Below are 15,724 nucleotides of genomic sequence, written 5' to 3' on the forward strand. Positions count from 1 at the left end.
TCTGTATAAAAATTATGCAATGATGTTTGAAACAACACCTGAACCAACAGTTCTACCACCCTCACGGATAGCAAATCTTGTTCCTTGTTCAAGAGCAACAGGAGCGATAAGCTCAACTGTGATTTTAACATTATCACCAGGCATAACCATCTCTGTGCCAGCAGGTAGAGTGATTGAGCCAGTAACATCTGTTGTTCTAACATAGAATTGTGGTCTATAATTGTTAAAGAAAGGAGTGTGGCGTCCGCCTTCCTCTTTTGTTAGAATATAAACTTCACCTTCAAATTTTGTGTGAGGAGTGATTGATTTTGGTTTGCATAGAACCATACCTCTTTCAACTTCTTCTTTTTTAGTTCCTCTTAGCAATACACCGACATTATCGCCAGCTTCGCCTTGATCCATCTCTTTTCTAAACATCTCAACGCCAGTAACTGTTGTTGTTTGAGTTGGTTTAAGACCAACGATTTCGATTGTGTCGCCTACTTTAACAACACCTTTTTCGATTCTACCAGTTACAACTGTACCACGACCTGAGATTGAGAAGATATCTTCGATTGGCATCAAGAAATCTTTATCAGTGTCACGAGTTGGAGTTGGGATATAGCTATCAACAGCGTTCATAAGATCCATGATTTTTGCTGACCACTCGCCGTCGTTACCAGCTTTTGCCTCTTCAAGAGCTTGAAGTGCTGAACCAGCTACGATTGGAGTATCATCGCCTGGGAAGTTGTATTCATTTAGAAGCTCTCTAACTTCCATTTCAACTAGTTCTAGAAGCTCAGGATCATCAACCATATCAGTTTTGTTTAGGAAAACAACGATGTATGGAACACCAACTTGGCGAGATAGCAAGATGTGCTCTCTTGTTTGTGGCATAGGACCATCAGCTGCTGAAACAACTAGGATAGCGCCGTCCATTTGAGCAGCACCAGTAATCATGTTTTTAACATAGTCAGCGTGGCCTGGGCAATCAACGTGAGCATAGTGGCGAGACTCTGTTTCATACTCAATGTGAGATGTAGCAATAGTGATACCGCGCTCTTTTTCCTCAGGAGCATTATCGATATTGTCGTAATCTTTAAGCTCAGCAAGACCTCTTCTAGAAAGAACAGCAGAAATAGCAGCTGTCAAAGTAGTTTTACCATGATCAACGTGACCAATAGTACCAATGTTTACGTGTGGCTTGTTACGAGTAAATTTTTCTTTAGCCATCATATCCTCCGTTATTAATTTGTGGTTACACAACAAAACTAAGCAATTTTCTAAATGGAGCTCATAGCGGGACTTGAACCCGCGACCTCTTCCTTACCAAGGAAGTGCTCTACCTCTGAGCCATATGAGCATTACCCCTGGCCAAGAGAAATCGCTACCTACTATCTGACAATGTAAGACGAAATTTGGATATAAAAGCGTATAAAAGCATTAAGTTTTTACAGCTCCCAGTAAAACCCAAATGGAGCGGGAAACGGGGCTCGAACCCGCGACCCTCAGCTTGGAAGGCTGATGCTCTAGCCAACTGAGCTACTCCCGCATAGATTCATGGTGGTGAGACGTGGATTCGAACCACGGAAGACATAGTCAGCAGATTTACAGTCTGCCCTCGTTGGCCACTTGAGTATCTCACCTAATGAAAATCTGGTCAAACACTGTTACAAAAAAATGGAGCTGGTGAACGGACTTGAACCGCCGACCCACTGCTTACAAGGCAGTAGCTCTACCAACTGAGCTACACCAGCATTTTGAAATTGAAGTTTGGATTATATCTGAAAAAAAAATCTTTGTCAAGGTTTTTTTGAAATTTTTAAGTCAAAATTTCAAATTTTACTCCCCTTTTTGCTGCGGTATTATGTTTCCGCATTTTTTGCACACCGCAAACGGCTTCGTGCAACTAAAAATAAAAATTTGCAAATTCCCACATTTTGGGCATTTTACCAACTTTGGTTTTCCAGGAATTATACCGTTGATTTTCATTTTTTATCCTTTATAATCGATTTTTTGTTTTTCTCGCAAAAGCGCAGGTATCGCGCCGTCTCGCCCTACTCCTAAAATTCGACTTCTTAGCAAATTTATCTCACGCAGGCTCGCCTTTTTTTATGCACGCTTGGATTTCGCACACTTTGCAGGGCGGTTATCTCGCCAAGCAAGGTGTAAAGTAAGAAATTTTCTAAATTTCTATCATTTAGCCTCTGAATTGCTTTTTTAATCCTAATTTGATTAAATAAAAATTTGTAAGTGCCTAAATTTGGACGAGTATCAAACATATCTCGCACAGTGTAGTCCTTGCCCTGCACCGAGTAAGGCACGGCTAAAATCTCTTTGTCAAAAACGCAAAGCCTTTTAAATAAAATTTTGACAAATTCGTAAATTTCAAGCTCCATGACCTTAGAATATCTCATCGAAATGGCGCTAAAATCGTAAATTTTATCATCTTTGTTGGCTAGGTATTCGATCTCGGCTGAGACTAGATTTTCCACGCTGTCGATATGTAAGATATGAAAAATCTCGCCGAAACAATACCTTGCTAAATTTTCTTTTACGCCCAAAAATTCGGCACTTTTATAGACATTTTTGTAAAAACACTCGCCACTAGAAAAATAATCAAGCGAATTTTTTTGTTCTATGATGAGTGGATAAACATAGTCGTTGCCGTAAATGCGGTAAGTCCTGCCACGCACCAAAAATCCGCTTAAAAAATCATCTCTGACGCGTTCGAAATCATTTCGCACAAGCTCACGCAAATCGCCTAAAATAAACCATTTCTCCACTTCTAAGCTCTCGTAGTAGCTCGGAGCGACCTCGCCTTCTAGGCTGTCTTTTACAGCGATGACTTTGGCTACATAAAGGCTAGAAAAATCGCTCAAAAATAGCTGAAAATAGGCGTTTTCGTTCGCACTGGCATAAATTTCGTTTAGGGCATTTTCGTCGGAATTTATCATATCCCTATCCTTGGCTCTGACCTTGCCAAATGCAACCTTGCCTTTGCTAAGCAAAATTTTTATATGCTCTTCGATGACATTTGCCTTGAAGTATGGATTGTAAAGGATAAGGATATTTTTCATTTTTCACCTACGCTATCATCTCTGAAATTTTTGAAATTTGCTTTTGAATTTGCTCTAAATCATCGTTTTTAGATGACAACTCTCTAAAAATTGCACTATAAGTATTCAAAAGTGGATTAAAAATCTCATTTGCAATCTTATCAAATTCATTTTGGAAATTCACCTGCAAATCATCTGCGATATTGCTGGCTGCATTGTTTATACTTGCTATCCTCTCTCTTTCTGCTCTTCTTCTCTCTTCATCTTCTTTAATGGCGCTATAAGCATCATAAATGCTAGTTGCCACTGTTATAAGAGAACCTATGTATTTTCCAAGAGTTTTAGAAGTTGTCTCTATCCAAATTTTACCCTTTCCTCTCATTAGCTCAGGCAAATACTCTTTGATAAATTCCAAAGCGGTTTTTGATATGTTAGCAATCAATTCCTTATCGTTCATTACCTGCATTACACTATCTTTTAATTGCTCTGGTATCAAGGACTCGCCAATTTCACTATTTGAAGCTAGATTTGGCAAACTTACATCCGTGCTAATGCCACCAAGTTTATTAAAATTATTTGTGAAATTATCCACCTTGCGTGAAATTTCAGAAGTTAAATTGCTTAAATTTTGAGAAAATTCATCGCTTATTAAATTTGTTTTTGCTTCGACTACTTCATAAAGTTTCGCTTCGCTAGGATTTTCGCTAGATAAAACTGCCACAAGATTATCTTTTAAATTTAAAATATGTCTTCTTAGGCTATTGTTTTGTTTCATTGAGAAATTTTCTCTTTGCTTTTCAAGGTAAGCTATGAGTTCTGAAATGCTTTTTTGTTTTTCACTTTCGAATTGCGAAGTGCAAATTTGAGATATCTTTTCTAATTTCTCTTTCAAAAACAGATTTAGAGTATTTTCGACATCGTTTGTGCTAGAATTTTGCATTAAATTTTTTATCGCAAGTTCGATTTGTGGGTAGCCGCTTTTTTCAAGTAAAAGATTTTTATTTTCCATTTTCGCTTTTAACGCAGATAAAGCATTTACAACCTTGATTTGGATATTTTCAGCTTCCGCTCCATACTCAGATGAAATTCTTTGTAAATTTTGGGCTACCTTATCTGTGATTTTTACACTCTCTTCACTATCAAACCCATGACACTCTTTATCATTTACAACGACCAAAAGCTTTTTATTGTTTTTTAAAATTTCAGCCATTGCAGTGTAGATATATCTTGCTTCAACGGAGCTACCATTTTGCATTACAAATATCACGGCATCGCTTTTTTGCAAATGTTCCTGCGAGATTATATCGTCTTCATTATTTGCATTAAGTCCCGGAGTATCATAGATAGTGAAGCCGTTAAATTTATGCTCGTGTATCTCTTTGGTAGTCGGCACATCGCCCATAGGTGCTACTTCTTTGCCAAAAAGAGCATTTAGCAGGGTTGATTTACCGCTATTGTATGTGCCGTAAATCATAAATGTCGGATTAAAATTTGCTAGTTTTTCATCTAGCGTTTCATTAATGCTCTCTAAAATTTCTTTGAAATTTTCATTGTCTTTCAACAAAGAATTTAACTCATTTTGGATACTTTTGTAGTTTTTGATTAGCATGTTAGTTCCTTTCTAAAAGCTTGCATATCTTTTTCAAATTTATTTATAATTCCAGCGATTTGGCTAGATTTTTCTTCAAGTGGCTTGAAAATTTGAACCTGTAAATTTTCATAGATTGCTTCTGCTTGTTTAGCAAAGAGATTTGTTCTAGCTTCTTTAAACTTTAAAATTACTTCTTCGCTATTATCGCCCATATCTACATACTCTATCTCATCTTCACCTGTGGCTTCACCGATTTTACCACCTACATAACCAGCAGCGGCAGTAGTAACGCCAGCAATAGCAGCACCAGTCCAAGTTAATACATTTACGCCTGGGACAAATGAAAGAGCAACCATTGCTGCCCCACCGAGCACAGCTGACCCCACAGCCTTATTTCTAGTTTTTGTAGAATGAACTATCTTTTCCCTTTTTTCCTTGATTTCATAGTCATAGCTTAGTTCGTTTTCGAAATTTTCGATTGCTTGTTCATACTTTGCAATTATTTTTTTGATTTTTTCTTTCATATCTTCTTCAAATTTAGTCTCTATTTCCTTGTCTATCTTTTTTAGCGTTTTCTTTAAATCCCTATTTGAAAGATTTGTCGCATATTTACTAACTACTTCATCTACTATCAAGCCCACTTCGCTCATAGAATTTAGCTTAAAAGTATCGAATTTTTCATTTGTTTGTCTTGTTTCCTCATCAAATTTATCTATACTTTCTTTAATTTGAGCTATCGAATTTTCTCTATCTTCCAAAATTTCATCTATGAGTGAATTTAGCGTTAAATACGGACTTTGCTCTTTTAATTTTGTAGCTTTATTTTTCACAATATCAGTTAAATTTTCATACAACTTTGAAATATTGCTATTTTCAAATTTTTCCTTATCATCGTTTTCTATCCCAATCTTTGCCATTTTTGTCGAAATAGAAAAAATATCTCCCACTTCTTTGCCAATCTGCTCTTTTATGCGTTTTTTGCAATCTTCTTCTTGACCTTTTCTGATTTCTGGCGATTTATTATTTGAAATAAGCACTATTTCTCCATTTATTTCATCTTCGCCGCTTATATCTGATTTAGTGATAATTGTAGTAACTTCTTTATTTGCTCTGAAAATTTCATCAAGTTCTCTATTTTCATCCATTTGAAAAGGGTCAAGCGAGTGAGACGGATAAATAACATAATCAGCACTGCTTAGATATTTTTTAGCAAGTTCGCCGTTTTCGTCAGTCATCGAGCCAAGACCAGGCGAATCTATCCAAGCTAAACCGCTTAGCTTAAATCCTTGAATAGAGCTTGTGCATTCTAAAAAATCTGTCTTAAACTCTTTTTCATCTATCTCTGTTAGCTCTTTGATTTCATCTTTTTTACCTGCTTGGTCATACTCAAAAAACGAAACTGTTTGATTTTCAAGCCTATTTTTGACTATAAAATTTCCTAGATAGCTTTTTCCTGCTTTTACTTTTCCAAAAATCATAACGATGAAATAGTTTTCAAGCTCACTTCTAAATTTTTCATTTTCTAAATTTTTCTCAAATTCGGCGTTCCAGTTTTCTATGCTAGATTGTGCCGTGTTTTTGATACTCTCAAATGTCTTAGCTAATGCTTCATTTGCTTTACGCAAATTCTCATCCAAGCTGACATTGCCTAAATCGTCTCTTAAATCATTTACTAAATTTTGAAGCTTTTGTCTTTTTTCATCTATTTTAGAATTTCTGACGCTTATCTCATCAAGAGATTTATAAAATTCAACCATTTTTGATTTCATCTAAAAACTCCTTTAATTCATTGATTTCATTTTGTAAATTTTCATTTTCTTTTTCTATATGGCTAGTGTCAATGCCGTGAAAAACTATTTCATCGTTGTCATTGGAAACCATAGCACAAAGAGCCGATTTATCAGAAACTTGCTCGGAAACTACCTTAGCAATTCCAATCCCAGTAGCAACAACACCTGCGACGCCACCCAAAGGAGCCGTCATAGCCGCCGTAGCCATGCCCAGCGGATTAAGTTTATGCTGCACTTTAACCCCAAAATCTCTTTCTATGGAATCAAACACACCTTTTTTATGCTTTTTAATCTGAGCATAAATTTTCTCATTATGAGATAACTCTTTTTTCTTTTTTTCTTCTTCTAACTCATTGCGATTGCTTGTAGTCGTTGTCGATGATTTATCATCATCGCTAAAAGCATTTACTACTGCACCTACTACAACGGCACCAACGGCGGCGGCTGCCCAGCCTATCAATGGAATTGGCATTATCTTAACCTCGCTTTCATATTTTTTATAGTTTTGTTTGCTTCTGCTACTTTTTCTTTAATTTGCTCTTCTTTTTCTTTTATATTTTGCACGGCTTTATTATTGTCGTCGATTTTTTCTTGCAGTGATAAAATCAGCATTTTTACGGCTTTTTCTAGTCTTGCATTTCGATTTTTATAAATTTTATCCGGTCTGCACATTTTATTTATCTGCTCTTTTAGTTCGTTTATACCACTGTTTTGAACTAGCAAATTTTTATTTTCATTTTTGCCTTTGATATAACTTGGCGTTTTTATGCTCAAAACTTTCACACTAGCACTAAATTCATTTTGAATTTGCTCTTTTATCTTTTCCATACCCCTTTTTATATCTTCATCGCTTTTATCTTCTATATGATTTATCACAAAGATTGTCTTATCAAAAAACGATTTTGCATTATTTAGCTCGTTTATCAAGCTATGCAAATAACCTATCTCGTCTTTTTTCAGCTCACCACCCGATAAAGAGTGCAAAAATATATTCACATCAGACATAAACTCACCGCCAAGAGCCTTTTCATCGTCATCAGGCGTAGCATTTAGTCCAGGTGTGTCGATGTAAATAATACCCCCATACTCCACACTTTTAATTTCTGGCGTTTCTCGCTTGTCAGCCACTTCAAAAGTTTCGTTTTCAACATCATCTATCAAAGCGTTTAAAAGCGAACTTTTTCCACTATTATAAATCCCTATACACAAAACATTCGGTTTTATATTTTGAGAAAACTTTAAAGCTTCAACTAATTCTCGTATTTCATCGATACTCATAAGAACTCCTTTGTTTTGAATTTTGAGTTTATAAATCCCCGCTCTAACGCAGATTTATAAACTCAATTTTAAAATTTGCCATAGAATTCATAGAATTCCACGGCAACTAGGTAAATTCGTAAATTTTAGCGATTTGCGAATTTATTCGGTTTCTGCTTCGATAGTAATTTCGCTACCTTGTGCAACACTTGGGGCAGGTTTTGCACTCTCGCCCCAGCCAAAGGCTTCGTCTATCTCTCCAAGCTTTTTCTCAACGCTATCATAAACTTGCGAAGCCGTCTCTTCGATAGTGTCTTTGGCTCTACCAAATCCATCGCAAACGCTCTCTATGACATCATCGACTTTTTCGGCGAATTCGTCATCTTCTTCGCACCTACTTTTGACATACGCTAACGCACCTACTCCTGCTATCGCACCTACGCCTAAACCTAAGAAAAACTTCCACATTTTTCATCCTTTCGTAAAAAATTTATGGTATTTTACGAAATAGCTGCGACAGGGTTTGTCGTTTCTCATAAATTTCCGCCATTTTTTAGATAATCTTGCAAAATTTTTTCAAATTTGCTTTGCAAACTCGCTGGTTCGATGATTTTGATATATGGCAGGTAGAGTTTTGCGAAATTTAAAATTTCATCTTCAAACGCCGCAGTTACGGCAAGTGTGGCGAATTTGTCATTTTTATCAATAAAATTTTGCGTGATGAAAAATTTTTTGCGCCCAAGGTATGCAAGCGCAGTATTATCCACGCGCAGTCTCGCACTCACGGGGCTTTGCGAAAACCAGTGGTTTTTGTTTTCTTTGATTTGGGCTAGTTTTTTGATTTCTGGCGAAAAGGTTTGCTCCAAAACATCTAAATTTGAAATTTTCTCAAATGTAAAGGTCTTTAAAACCCCCATTTCATCGCACAGCACATACCACACCCCAAGGCGAAAAATAAAGGCATAAGGCTTTGCGGTGCGCTCCTTGCCAGAGTAAGTGAAATTTAAAATATTGTGATTTTTAATAGCGTAGCAAATCTCCTCAAAATCCCTTTTGAGCGTGGAATTTGGGGCAAATTTGTCAAATTTGGCGTCGATTTTATAAACGCCGCCAAGCAGGTCTGTGATTTCCTCGCTTCCAAAGCTAGGGAAAATCTCGCTAACGCCTAAATTTCGCGCTAGACTAAGCGAGCAGGTATCTAGAAAACCCCCCCCCAACGCAGTTTGCGTGAGTTACGCCGTTTTTGGTCTCAAACTCAAATCCATACGCCCTAAGCGCCTTCAAATCCCTCTGTATCGTCCGAACATCTACGCCAAATTCGCTTTGCAAATCTTTCTCGCGAAAGCTCTCGCCCAAAAACGCAAATTGCATAAATTTAAGAAGTCTAATGGCGATATTTTCGCGACTATCTTTGGTTTTGCCCGTTATCTTTTTCATTGTCCATTACCTAAAAATAAAGCTTGTATTTTATCTTTTTTCGCCTTAAAACCAAGCAATTAAAAGTTAAAATTTTGGTAAATTTAACTTATGCTATAATCACGCTTTGAAATTTACAAAAAGGTAAAAAGATGAAAATCGTTCCTTGGATTATCGTTATATTTATGATTTATGTGGTGTATTATTTTATTTCTCGTTCTGAAAAGCGCATCACAGCGCTAGAAAAGCGACTAAACCAAGCCGAGAGCAACTACGACGAGCTAAAAAAACAGATCGAAGCCAATCGCATGCTAATCCAAGAAAACAGCCCAAAAGAGCCAGAAGCAGAAGAAAACGCCTACGAAGATTGAAATTTGGGGTTAAATTTAAATTTAACCCAGACTACCCCAACGCCCTAGCAATCAGTTCTAGCGGATTTACGCATTTCATATCGATCTGCGCTAAGCCAAAAGCGTTATTTAGTTGCATTCTGCACGCGCTACACTCCGCACTTACGATTTTTAGGGGGCTATCTTTGAGCGAGGCAACCTTATCAAGCCCAGCCTTGCGCGAGAGATGATATTTTTCGCTCTGCATTGTTACACCGCCAAATCCACAGCATTGATCGGCGTTTGACATTTCGATTATTTCGTAATTTTGCGAAAGCAAATTTCGCGGTTCGCGCCAAATTCCTTGCATTTTGCGTGAGTGGCACGGATCGTGGTATGTGATTTGCCCTATTTTTCCGCGCTCTGATAAAATTTCTTTTAAATTTGTAAATTTATCAAAATACTCCGTCGCTAGATAAATTTTGCTCGCCACAGCCTTTGCACGCTCTTGCCAATGCGGATCGCTTTCGAAAAAATGCACATAATCGACTTTTAGCATACCAGAGCATGTCGCCTCTGGAACGACGATAGCATCGAGATTAGCTAGCATTTTTTCAAAATACTCTATATTAAATTTCGCATTTTTCTCCACAGAGTCAAAATCCCCAGTAAAATACTGCGGCGCACCACAGCAGGCTTGTTTTTTCATCAAATGCACATTTAAATTTAGGCTTTTTGCGATTTTCAAAAACGCCTCGCCAATGCCCGTATATGCGTAGTTTCCCATACAGCCTATAAAAAGCCCGATAGTTTTGCTTCCGCCATTGTCGATAAACTCGGTGTGCGAGTTCATAAAGCTTTTTTTTGCTAAGCTAGGCAGTGTGCGCTCCACGCTCATCATAGGCACCGAAAATCGCGGTCTCATCGTATTTCCGCGCTCGCTGTCTTTTTGCGTCTTAAAGGCGCACGGCACGAAAAAATACCCTAGTCTTGCTGCTAAATCCAAAATTTTGCGGTGGCTCAAAAACCAAAACGCAACCCTTTTATACCACGCTATGCCAAATTTTTGCGCGATTTTGTAGCGCGCGTTTTCAATCGCGGTATCGGTAGGTAGGGAGTCGTTGCACACATCGACGCAGCTTGTGCATAAAAAACAACTCTCAAAGATATTTTTCATATTTTTATCGAGTTCGAGTTCGCCCCGCTCGACCGCACCAAGCAGGTCCAAAAACCCGCGTGGGCTGGTAACTTCGTCGCTATTGATATTATGAATCGTGCAGGCTGGGATACATTTGCCACATTTTACGCATTTATCGCTTAGGGTTTTGAAATCATACATTTTTTACACCGTTTTTGAGAATTTTTTCTCGCCCAAATTTTTGTGCATATACTCATCAAAGCACATTGCGATATTGCGGATTAGAAGCGTTCCAGTCGGCGTTACGCTAAGCTCATCGTCTGAAATTTTCACAAAATCTTTAAGATATTCAAGCTCTTTTAGCGAATTTGCAAAATGCTCGAAAAATTTAACACCATGCTTAGCTTCGATCTCTTTGATATTTACCCTGAAATTCGCCATTAGGCTCATTACGACATCTTTACGAAGTAAATCCTCGCTATTTAGCAAAATTCCCTTGAAAAACGGCAATTTACCGCTATCAATCGCCTCCTCATACGGCGCCATATCTTTGAAATTTTGCGCATAATGCCGCGCACCCTCGCCGATACTTGTTAGCCCAATGCCAATCAAATCCGCGCCACCTTTTGTGGTGTAGCCTTGGAAATTTCTATGAAGCGTGCCGTCTTTAAGTGCGGCGTGAAGCTCGTCGCTTGGCTTAGAATAGTGATCCATGCCGATTGGCTCATATCCATTAGCGGTCAAAAAATCATGGGTAAATTTTAAAATTTCAAGCTTGATTTTTGGCGCAGGAAGCGTGCTTTCGTCGAATTTACGCATAGATTTTTTTATCCATGGAACATGGGCGTAATTAAATATCGCAAAACGATCTGGATTAAGGCTTAGCGCCAAATTTAGCGTTTCTTGGAAAGTCGCTAAATTTTGGTATGGCAAACCATAAATCAAATCCATATTAATCGACTTTATCCCAGCCTTTCGCGCCATATCCATTACGCTTTTTGTCAGCTCATAAGGCTGAATTCTATGGATTTCTTTTTGCACGCGCTCGTTGAAGTCCTGCACGCCGTAACTTATGCGGTTAAATCCATGCGAAATAAGCACATCAAGCTGCTGCTGCGTAAGAAATCTAGGGTCAATCTCACAGCTAATCTCAGCGTCAGCACTGAAATTTTTAAAATGTTTTTTTATGTTTTTTATGTGGCGATCAAGTTGTTCGGCGTCGAAATATGTCGGTGTGCCACCACCAAAGTGCATTTGCGTAACAATCCTGCTAGCGTCTAAATGCTCGCACAAAATATCCATTTCGCGATCTATGTAGTCTAAATACCTGTCCATTTTATCGCGTTTGCCAGTGTAGATGACATTACAACCACAAAAATAGCACGCCGAACGGCAAAACGGCATGTGAAAATAAAGCGAAAGCGGGGCGTTTTTGTCTTGGGTTTTTAACTCGTTTATATACTGCTCGTAGCTGAAATTTTGGCTAAATTCTAGCGCAGTAGGATAGCTCGTATAGCGCGGTCCTGGGCGCGAAAATTTAGCATACGCGTCAAAATCAATGTTTGCCATTTCTGCTCCTTACTAACTCTTCGATATCAATAAATAAATTTGGGTGTGATTGCTTCACGCGCGAAACTATGGCGTCTAAATCTAAATTTATCTTTTTTATGCTTGGGTTTTCGCTCGTGATTTTGCGGATTTCGTCCATGCACACGATCCACGCATCGCCAAAATCCACTGGGGCTTGCTGTAAAATCGAGCGCTCTAATTTTAGGTTGAAATTCTCTGCAATCGCCCCTTTTGCGACTTGGATTAGATTATTTAGCGATTTTAAAGATACCATTGTGTGCAGCTCGCCACTCTCATCTATCCCAAACCACGGCTCCTCATCGCTCCATGAACCCTTTTTTAGTGTTAGTTTTTTTTCGTTTGTTTGTGGGTCGTGCGAAATCTCAAAAACCGTGCTATTAGCGTCCTCGATACCGAAAAATTCATTGATTTGATCAATTTTTGTTAATGCTTTGTCGTTTTTTTCCACTTAATTACCTCTGTGTCTATCTAGCCATACCATTACGCCCTTTTGGCCGTGCAGTCTGTTTTCAGCCTCGCTAAAAACATCGCCCGCATGAGCTTCTATAATCTCATCACTGACCTCGTATCCGCGATACGCTGGCAAGCAGTGCAAGAAAATAGCATCTTTTTTGGCTAGGCTCATCATATCTTTATCTACGCAAAATCCCTCAAACTGCTTAACTTTGCGCTCTTTTTCGCTCTCTTGTCCCATTGAAACCCAAGTATCAGTCGTAACGACATCTACGCCACAGACTGCCTCGCGTGGATCGTGAGTGTAGATGATTTTCGCCCCTGAAATTTTGGCGTTTTTCTCAGCTTGCGCTACGATAGACGCATCAGCCTCATAGCCTTTTGGCGTAGCGATTCTAAGCTCAAATCCCAAAATCGAAGCCAGCGAAATCCAAGTGTGCGCCATATTGTTTCCATCTCCGATATACGCCACGCAATCGCCGTTCGCGCGCTCTTGCATAGTAAGATAATCCGCGATTAATTGCACCGGGTGGAGATAATCGCTAAGGCCGTTTATCACAGGCACGGCTGAGTATTTGGCGAATTCCTCCAAATCACTTTGTTTATAGACCCTAAGCATAGCCATATCGACCATGCTAGAAATCACGCGCGCAGTATCCCTCACAGGCTCGCCACGACCTAGTTGAATATCTTTCGAGCTTAAAAACAGCGCTTGTCCGCCTAGCTGATACATACCAGTTTCAAAGCTCACGCGCGTTCTAGTCGAGCTTTTTTCAAAAATCATTGCTAGGGTTTGGTTTTTTAGATATGGCTTGTAATCCTTCGCTTTGGCCTCTTTTTTAATCTCAGCCGCAAGGCGCAAAATTTCAAAAATTTCATCTTTGCTAAAATCTTCAAAAGTCAAAAAATGTCGCATACTCACTCCTAAATTTAGCTAAATTTACGCAAAAGCTCAGCTATTTCTTTTGCGTGATATGAGATTATCATATCCGCTCCTGCGCGTTTTATGCTTATCATAGTCTCCATTAAAACCCGCTCATAATCGATCAATCCAAGCTTCGCTCCGCCTTTTAAAAGCGCGTATTCGCCACTGACATTATACGCACAAATCGGAAGTAGCGTGCGCTCGCGCAAATCACGGATTATATCCAAATATGCAAGTGCCGGTTTTACCATTAAAATATCAGCCCCTTGCGCCTCGTCTTCTAAGCTCTCATTTATCGCCTCAAATCGGTTTGCTGGATCCATTTGATACGAGCTTCTATCGCCAAAGCTAGGCGCGCTCTCCGCCACATCGCGAAACGGTCCATAGTATCCACTAGCAAATTTCGTAGAATATGCCATAATCGGTAAATTTTCAAATCCATTGCTATCAAGTGCGTCTCGCAAAGTGGTGATTATGCCGTCCATCATACCGCTTGGGGCTATCATATCAGCGCCGTTTTTAGCGTGGATTAGGGCTTGTTTGGCTGAAATTTCAAGCGTGGCGTCGTTATTTACGGTTTGATGAACATGATCTAGTATCCCGCAGTGTCCGTGGTCAGTGTATTCGCAAAAGCACAAATCAGTAATTACCATAAATTTTGGAAATTTATCCTTAATCGCGCGAAGCGCAGTGGCGATTATGCCATCATCGCTAAGCGCGTCTGAGCCAATGCTATCTTTGATTTCTGGAATTCCAAAAAGCAAAATTTTATTAATTCCCAAATTTGATAAAATTTCGCACTCTTTTAAAATTTCGTCCAAACTCAGCTGGAAAACGCCTGGCATGGAACTTATCTCGTTTTTGACACCTTTTCCAGGAACGACAAAAAGCGGGTAAATAAAATTTCTCATCTCTAACGAAGTTTCGCGCACTAGCTCCCTTACTACGGGATTTATGCGCACTCTTCTAAATCGTTTAAACATTGTTTTTCCTTTTTTGGGTAAAATCATCGATTTATAATATCACAAATGGAGTAAATTTTATATGAATATTCAAATTTCGCAGATTGCAAATTTGCCCTCACGCTTCGGTAAATTTAAGGTGCAGTCCTTCAAAGAAAACGAAAAAGAACACTTAGTAATCGCAAAAATGCCATTAAACGAAATCGTAAATGTGCGAATCCACTCCGAGTGCCTCACAGGAGATGCGATCGGAAGCCTAAAATGCGATTGTAGAGACCAACTCGAAGAGAGCCTAAAATACATAGAAAAAAACGGCGGCATGGTGATATACCTGCGCCAAGAGGGGCGAAATATCGGGCTTTTAAATAAAATCAACGCCTACGCACTCCAAGATAAGGGCTTTGACACAATCGAGGCAAATCATCAGCTAGGTTTTAAAGCAGACGAGCGCACCTATGAAATCGTGGATTTTATCCTAAAACACTATGAAATCAAAAAGATAAATTTACTCACAAACAACCCTGAAAAGCTATCAAATTTGCATTGTGTCGAGATTATCGAGCGCATACCGATTATCATTAAAGCTAACGAATTTAGCGAGAATTATCTGCGAACTAAAAAAGATAAAATGGGGCATTTGCTGTGAATTTGATTTTGCCTGAAAATTTCGACGAAAAGTGCGCTAAATTTGGCGAGTGTCTGCGTAAATTTAACGCAATCCACAGCCTTACGAATTACGATGATTTAAGCGAAATTATCGCTGATAGTATTGGTGGGGTGAAATTTATCCCAAAATACCCTAAAATCGCCATTGACATCGGTAGCGGGGCTGGGTTTCCGGCGATATTTTTGGCTATGGTTTTAAACCACACGAAATGGCATTTATACGAGCCAATCGCCAAAAAAGCGTCGTTTTTGACCTACGCTAAGGTAAATTTGGGGCTAAAAAATGTCGAAATTCATAGAGAAAAAATCGAAAATTCGCTAAAATTTAGGGCTGATTTGATAACTTCAAGGGCTGTGATGAAAACGAAAAATTTAGTCGAAATTTGCGATGGATTTTATGATAGCAATACGCACTTTTTGCTCTATAAAGGCAGCAGCGTAGATGATGAAATCACCGAGACTAAAAGCAAATTTCCAAGTGCCAAATTTGAGATTTTTAACGCCGGTATGCGAAATTACCTACTTCTTAGCGGAATTTGTTAAAATATTGTATAATCTTGCGATAAAGC

18 protein-coding genes and 4 tRNA genes are annotated in these 15,724 nt (G+C 38.7%); 3 read left to right on the plus strand and 19 right to left on the minus strand.

Translation table 11 applies throughout. From position 1 onward, the window contains the following. Positions 1-12: 12 nt before the first annotated feature. From tuf to OFN67_RS03035, 14 genes are all read right to left on the minus strand, one after another. A complete protein-coding gene (gene tuf, locus OFN67_RS02970) occupies positions 13-1,212 on the minus strand; it encodes an elongation factor Tu (protein ID WP_270859319.1) in 1,200 nt (399 codons plus the stop codon). 55 nt (positions 1,213-1,267) lie between these two features. Further along, a tRNA-Thr gene (locus tag OFN67_RS02975) sits at positions 1,268-1,342 on the minus strand. 112 nt (positions 1,343-1,454) lie between these two features. Beyond that, positions 1,455-1,531, minus strand: a tRNA-Gly gene (locus tag OFN67_RS02980). Positions 1,532-1,540: 9 nt separating this feature from the next. After that, positions 1,541-1,625: transfer RNA gene (locus OFN67_RS02985), tRNA-Tyr, on the minus strand. Between the two features lie 35 nt (positions 1,626-1,660). Next, positions 1,661-1,736 (minus strand) — tRNA-Thr (locus tag OFN67_RS02990). Positions 1,737-1,821: 85 nt separating this feature from the next. Further along, the gene (locus tag OFN67_RS02995; protein ID WP_270859318.1) at positions 1,822-1,971 is read right to left on the minus strand and encodes a hypothetical protein; all 150 of its coding nucleotides are present in this window, start codon (positions 1,969-1,971) and stop codon (positions 1,822-1,824) included. Between the two features lie 95 nt (positions 1,972-2,066). Continuing rightward, complete coding sequence (locus OFN67_RS03000; protein ID WP_270868108.1) at positions 2,067-3,059, minus strand: HP0729 family protein; 993 nt, start codon at positions 3,057-3,059, stop codon at positions 2,067-2,069. Positions 3,060-3,066: 7 nt separating this feature from the next. Beyond that, positions 3,067-4,647 (minus strand): GTPase, encoded by a 1,581-nt coding sequence (locus OFN67_RS03005; protein ID WP_270868109.1) that lies wholly within the window; start codon positions 4,645-4,647, stop codon positions 3,067-3,069. Next, the gene (locus OFN67_RS03010; protein WP_270868110.1) at positions 4,641-6,398 is read right to left on the minus strand and encodes a hypothetical protein; all 1,758 of its coding nucleotides are present in this window, start codon (positions 6,396-6,398) and stop codon (positions 4,641-4,643) included. The genes OFN67_RS03005 and OFN67_RS03010 overlap by 7 nt, the downstream gene beginning before the upstream one ends. After that, a complete protein-coding gene (locus OFN67_RS03015) occupies positions 6,379-6,891 on the minus strand; it encodes a hypothetical protein (RefSeq protein ID WP_270868111.1) in 513 nt (170 codons plus the stop codon). The genes OFN67_RS03010 and OFN67_RS03015 overlap by 20 nt, the downstream gene beginning before the upstream one ends. Continuing rightward, positions 6,891-7,697, minus strand: a complete 807-nt coding sequence (locus OFN67_RS03020) for a GTPase (protein WP_270868112.1) — start codon at positions 7,695-7,697, stop codon at positions 6,891-6,893. Before OFN67_RS03020 ends, OFN67_RS03015 begins: the two co-directional genes overlap by 1 nt. 141 nt (positions 7,698-7,838) lie before the next feature. After that, positions 7,839-8,144, minus strand: a complete 306-nt coding sequence (locus tag OFN67_RS03025) for a hypothetical protein (RefSeq protein ID WP_270868113.1) — start codon at positions 8,142-8,144, stop codon at positions 7,839-7,841. A gap of 65 nt (positions 8,145-8,209) precedes the next feature. After that, positions 8,210-8,893 (minus strand): WYL domain-containing protein, encoded by a 684-nt coding sequence (locus OFN67_RS03030; protein ID WP_270868114.1) that lies wholly within the window; start codon positions 8,891-8,893, stop codon positions 8,210-8,212. Then, positions 8,859-9,113 carry an HTH domain-containing protein gene (locus tag OFN67_RS03035; protein ID WP_270868115.1) on the minus strand — a complete coding sequence of 85 codons (255 nt, stop codon included), beginning with the start codon at positions 9,111-9,113 and terminating at the stop codon, positions 8,859-8,861. The genes OFN67_RS03030 and OFN67_RS03035 overlap by 35 nt, the downstream gene beginning before the upstream one ends. 131 nt (positions 9,114-9,244) lie before the next feature. Here OFN67_RS03035 and OFN67_RS03040 point away from each other — a divergent pair, with 131 nt between their 5' ends. Next, positions 9,245-9,463, plus strand: coding sequence for a hypothetical protein (locus OFN67_RS03040; RefSeq protein WP_270868116.1), 219 nt, complete (start codon positions 9,245-9,247; stop codon positions 9,461-9,463). Positions 9,464-9,494: 31 nt separating this feature from the next. On the opposite strand, the gene OFN67_RS03045 is transcribed toward OFN67_RS03040, so the two are convergent. Genes OFN67_RS03045 through hemB form a run of 5 tightly spaced genes read right to left on the minus strand, consistent with a single transcriptional unit; the run spans position 9,495 to position 14,510 of the window. Beyond that, the gene (locus OFN67_RS03045) at positions 9,495-10,760 is read right to left on the minus strand and encodes a (Fe-S)-binding protein (RefSeq protein ID WP_270868117.1); all 1,266 of its coding nucleotides are present in this window, start codon (positions 10,758-10,760) and stop codon (positions 9,495-9,497) included. Between the two features lie 3 nt (positions 10,761-10,763). After that, positions 10,764-12,128 carry an oxygen-independent coproporphyrinogen III oxidase gene (gene hemN, locus OFN67_RS03050; RefSeq protein WP_270859306.1) on the minus strand — a complete coding sequence of 455 codons (1,365 nt, stop codon included), beginning with the start codon at positions 12,126-12,128 and terminating at the stop codon, positions 10,764-10,766. Beyond that, positions 12,115-12,597, minus strand: a complete 483-nt coding sequence (locus tag OFN67_RS03055; protein ID WP_270865587.1) for a DUF2603 domain-containing protein — start codon at positions 12,595-12,597, stop codon at positions 12,115-12,117. The genes hemN and OFN67_RS03055 overlap by 14 nt, the downstream gene beginning before the upstream one ends. Continuing rightward, entirely contained in the window at positions 12,598-13,518 is a 921-nt protein-coding gene (gene argF, locus OFN67_RS03060) for an ornithine carbamoyltransferase (protein WP_270868118.1), read from the minus strand. It lies immediately after the preceding gene. Between the two features lie 14 nt (positions 13,519-13,532). Then, entirely contained in the window at positions 13,533-14,510 is a 978-nt protein-coding gene (gene hemB / locus OFN67_RS03065; RefSeq protein ID WP_270868119.1) for a porphobilinogen synthase, read from the minus strand. A 61-nt stretch (positions 14,511-14,571) separates the two neighbouring features. On the opposite strand from hemB, the gene ribA reads away from it, so the two are divergent. Both ribA and rsmG read left to right on the plus strand, forming a co-directional pair. Then, positions 14,572-15,135: a GTP cyclohydrolase II gene (gene ribA / locus OFN67_RS03070; protein ID WP_270868120.1), complete on the plus strand. Its 564-nt coding sequence runs from the start codon at positions 14,572-14,574 to the stop codon at positions 15,133-15,135. Continuing rightward, positions 15,132-15,698 carry a 16S rRNA (guanine(527)-N(7))-methyltransferase RsmG gene (rsmG, locus tag OFN67_RS03075; protein WP_442868087.1) on the plus strand — a complete coding sequence of 189 codons (567 nt, stop codon included), beginning with the start codon at positions 15,132-15,134 and terminating at the stop codon, positions 15,696-15,698. The genes ribA and rsmG overlap by 4 nt, the downstream gene beginning before the upstream one ends. Positions 15,699-15,724 lie beyond the last annotated feature (26 nt).

Origin of the sequence: Campylobacter sp. JMF_11 EL3, from assembly GCF_027736965.1 — a bacterium.
In the GTDB taxonomy this organism is placed as follows: Bacteria; Campylobacterota; Campylobacteria; order Campylobacterales; family Campylobacteraceae; genus Campylobacter_B.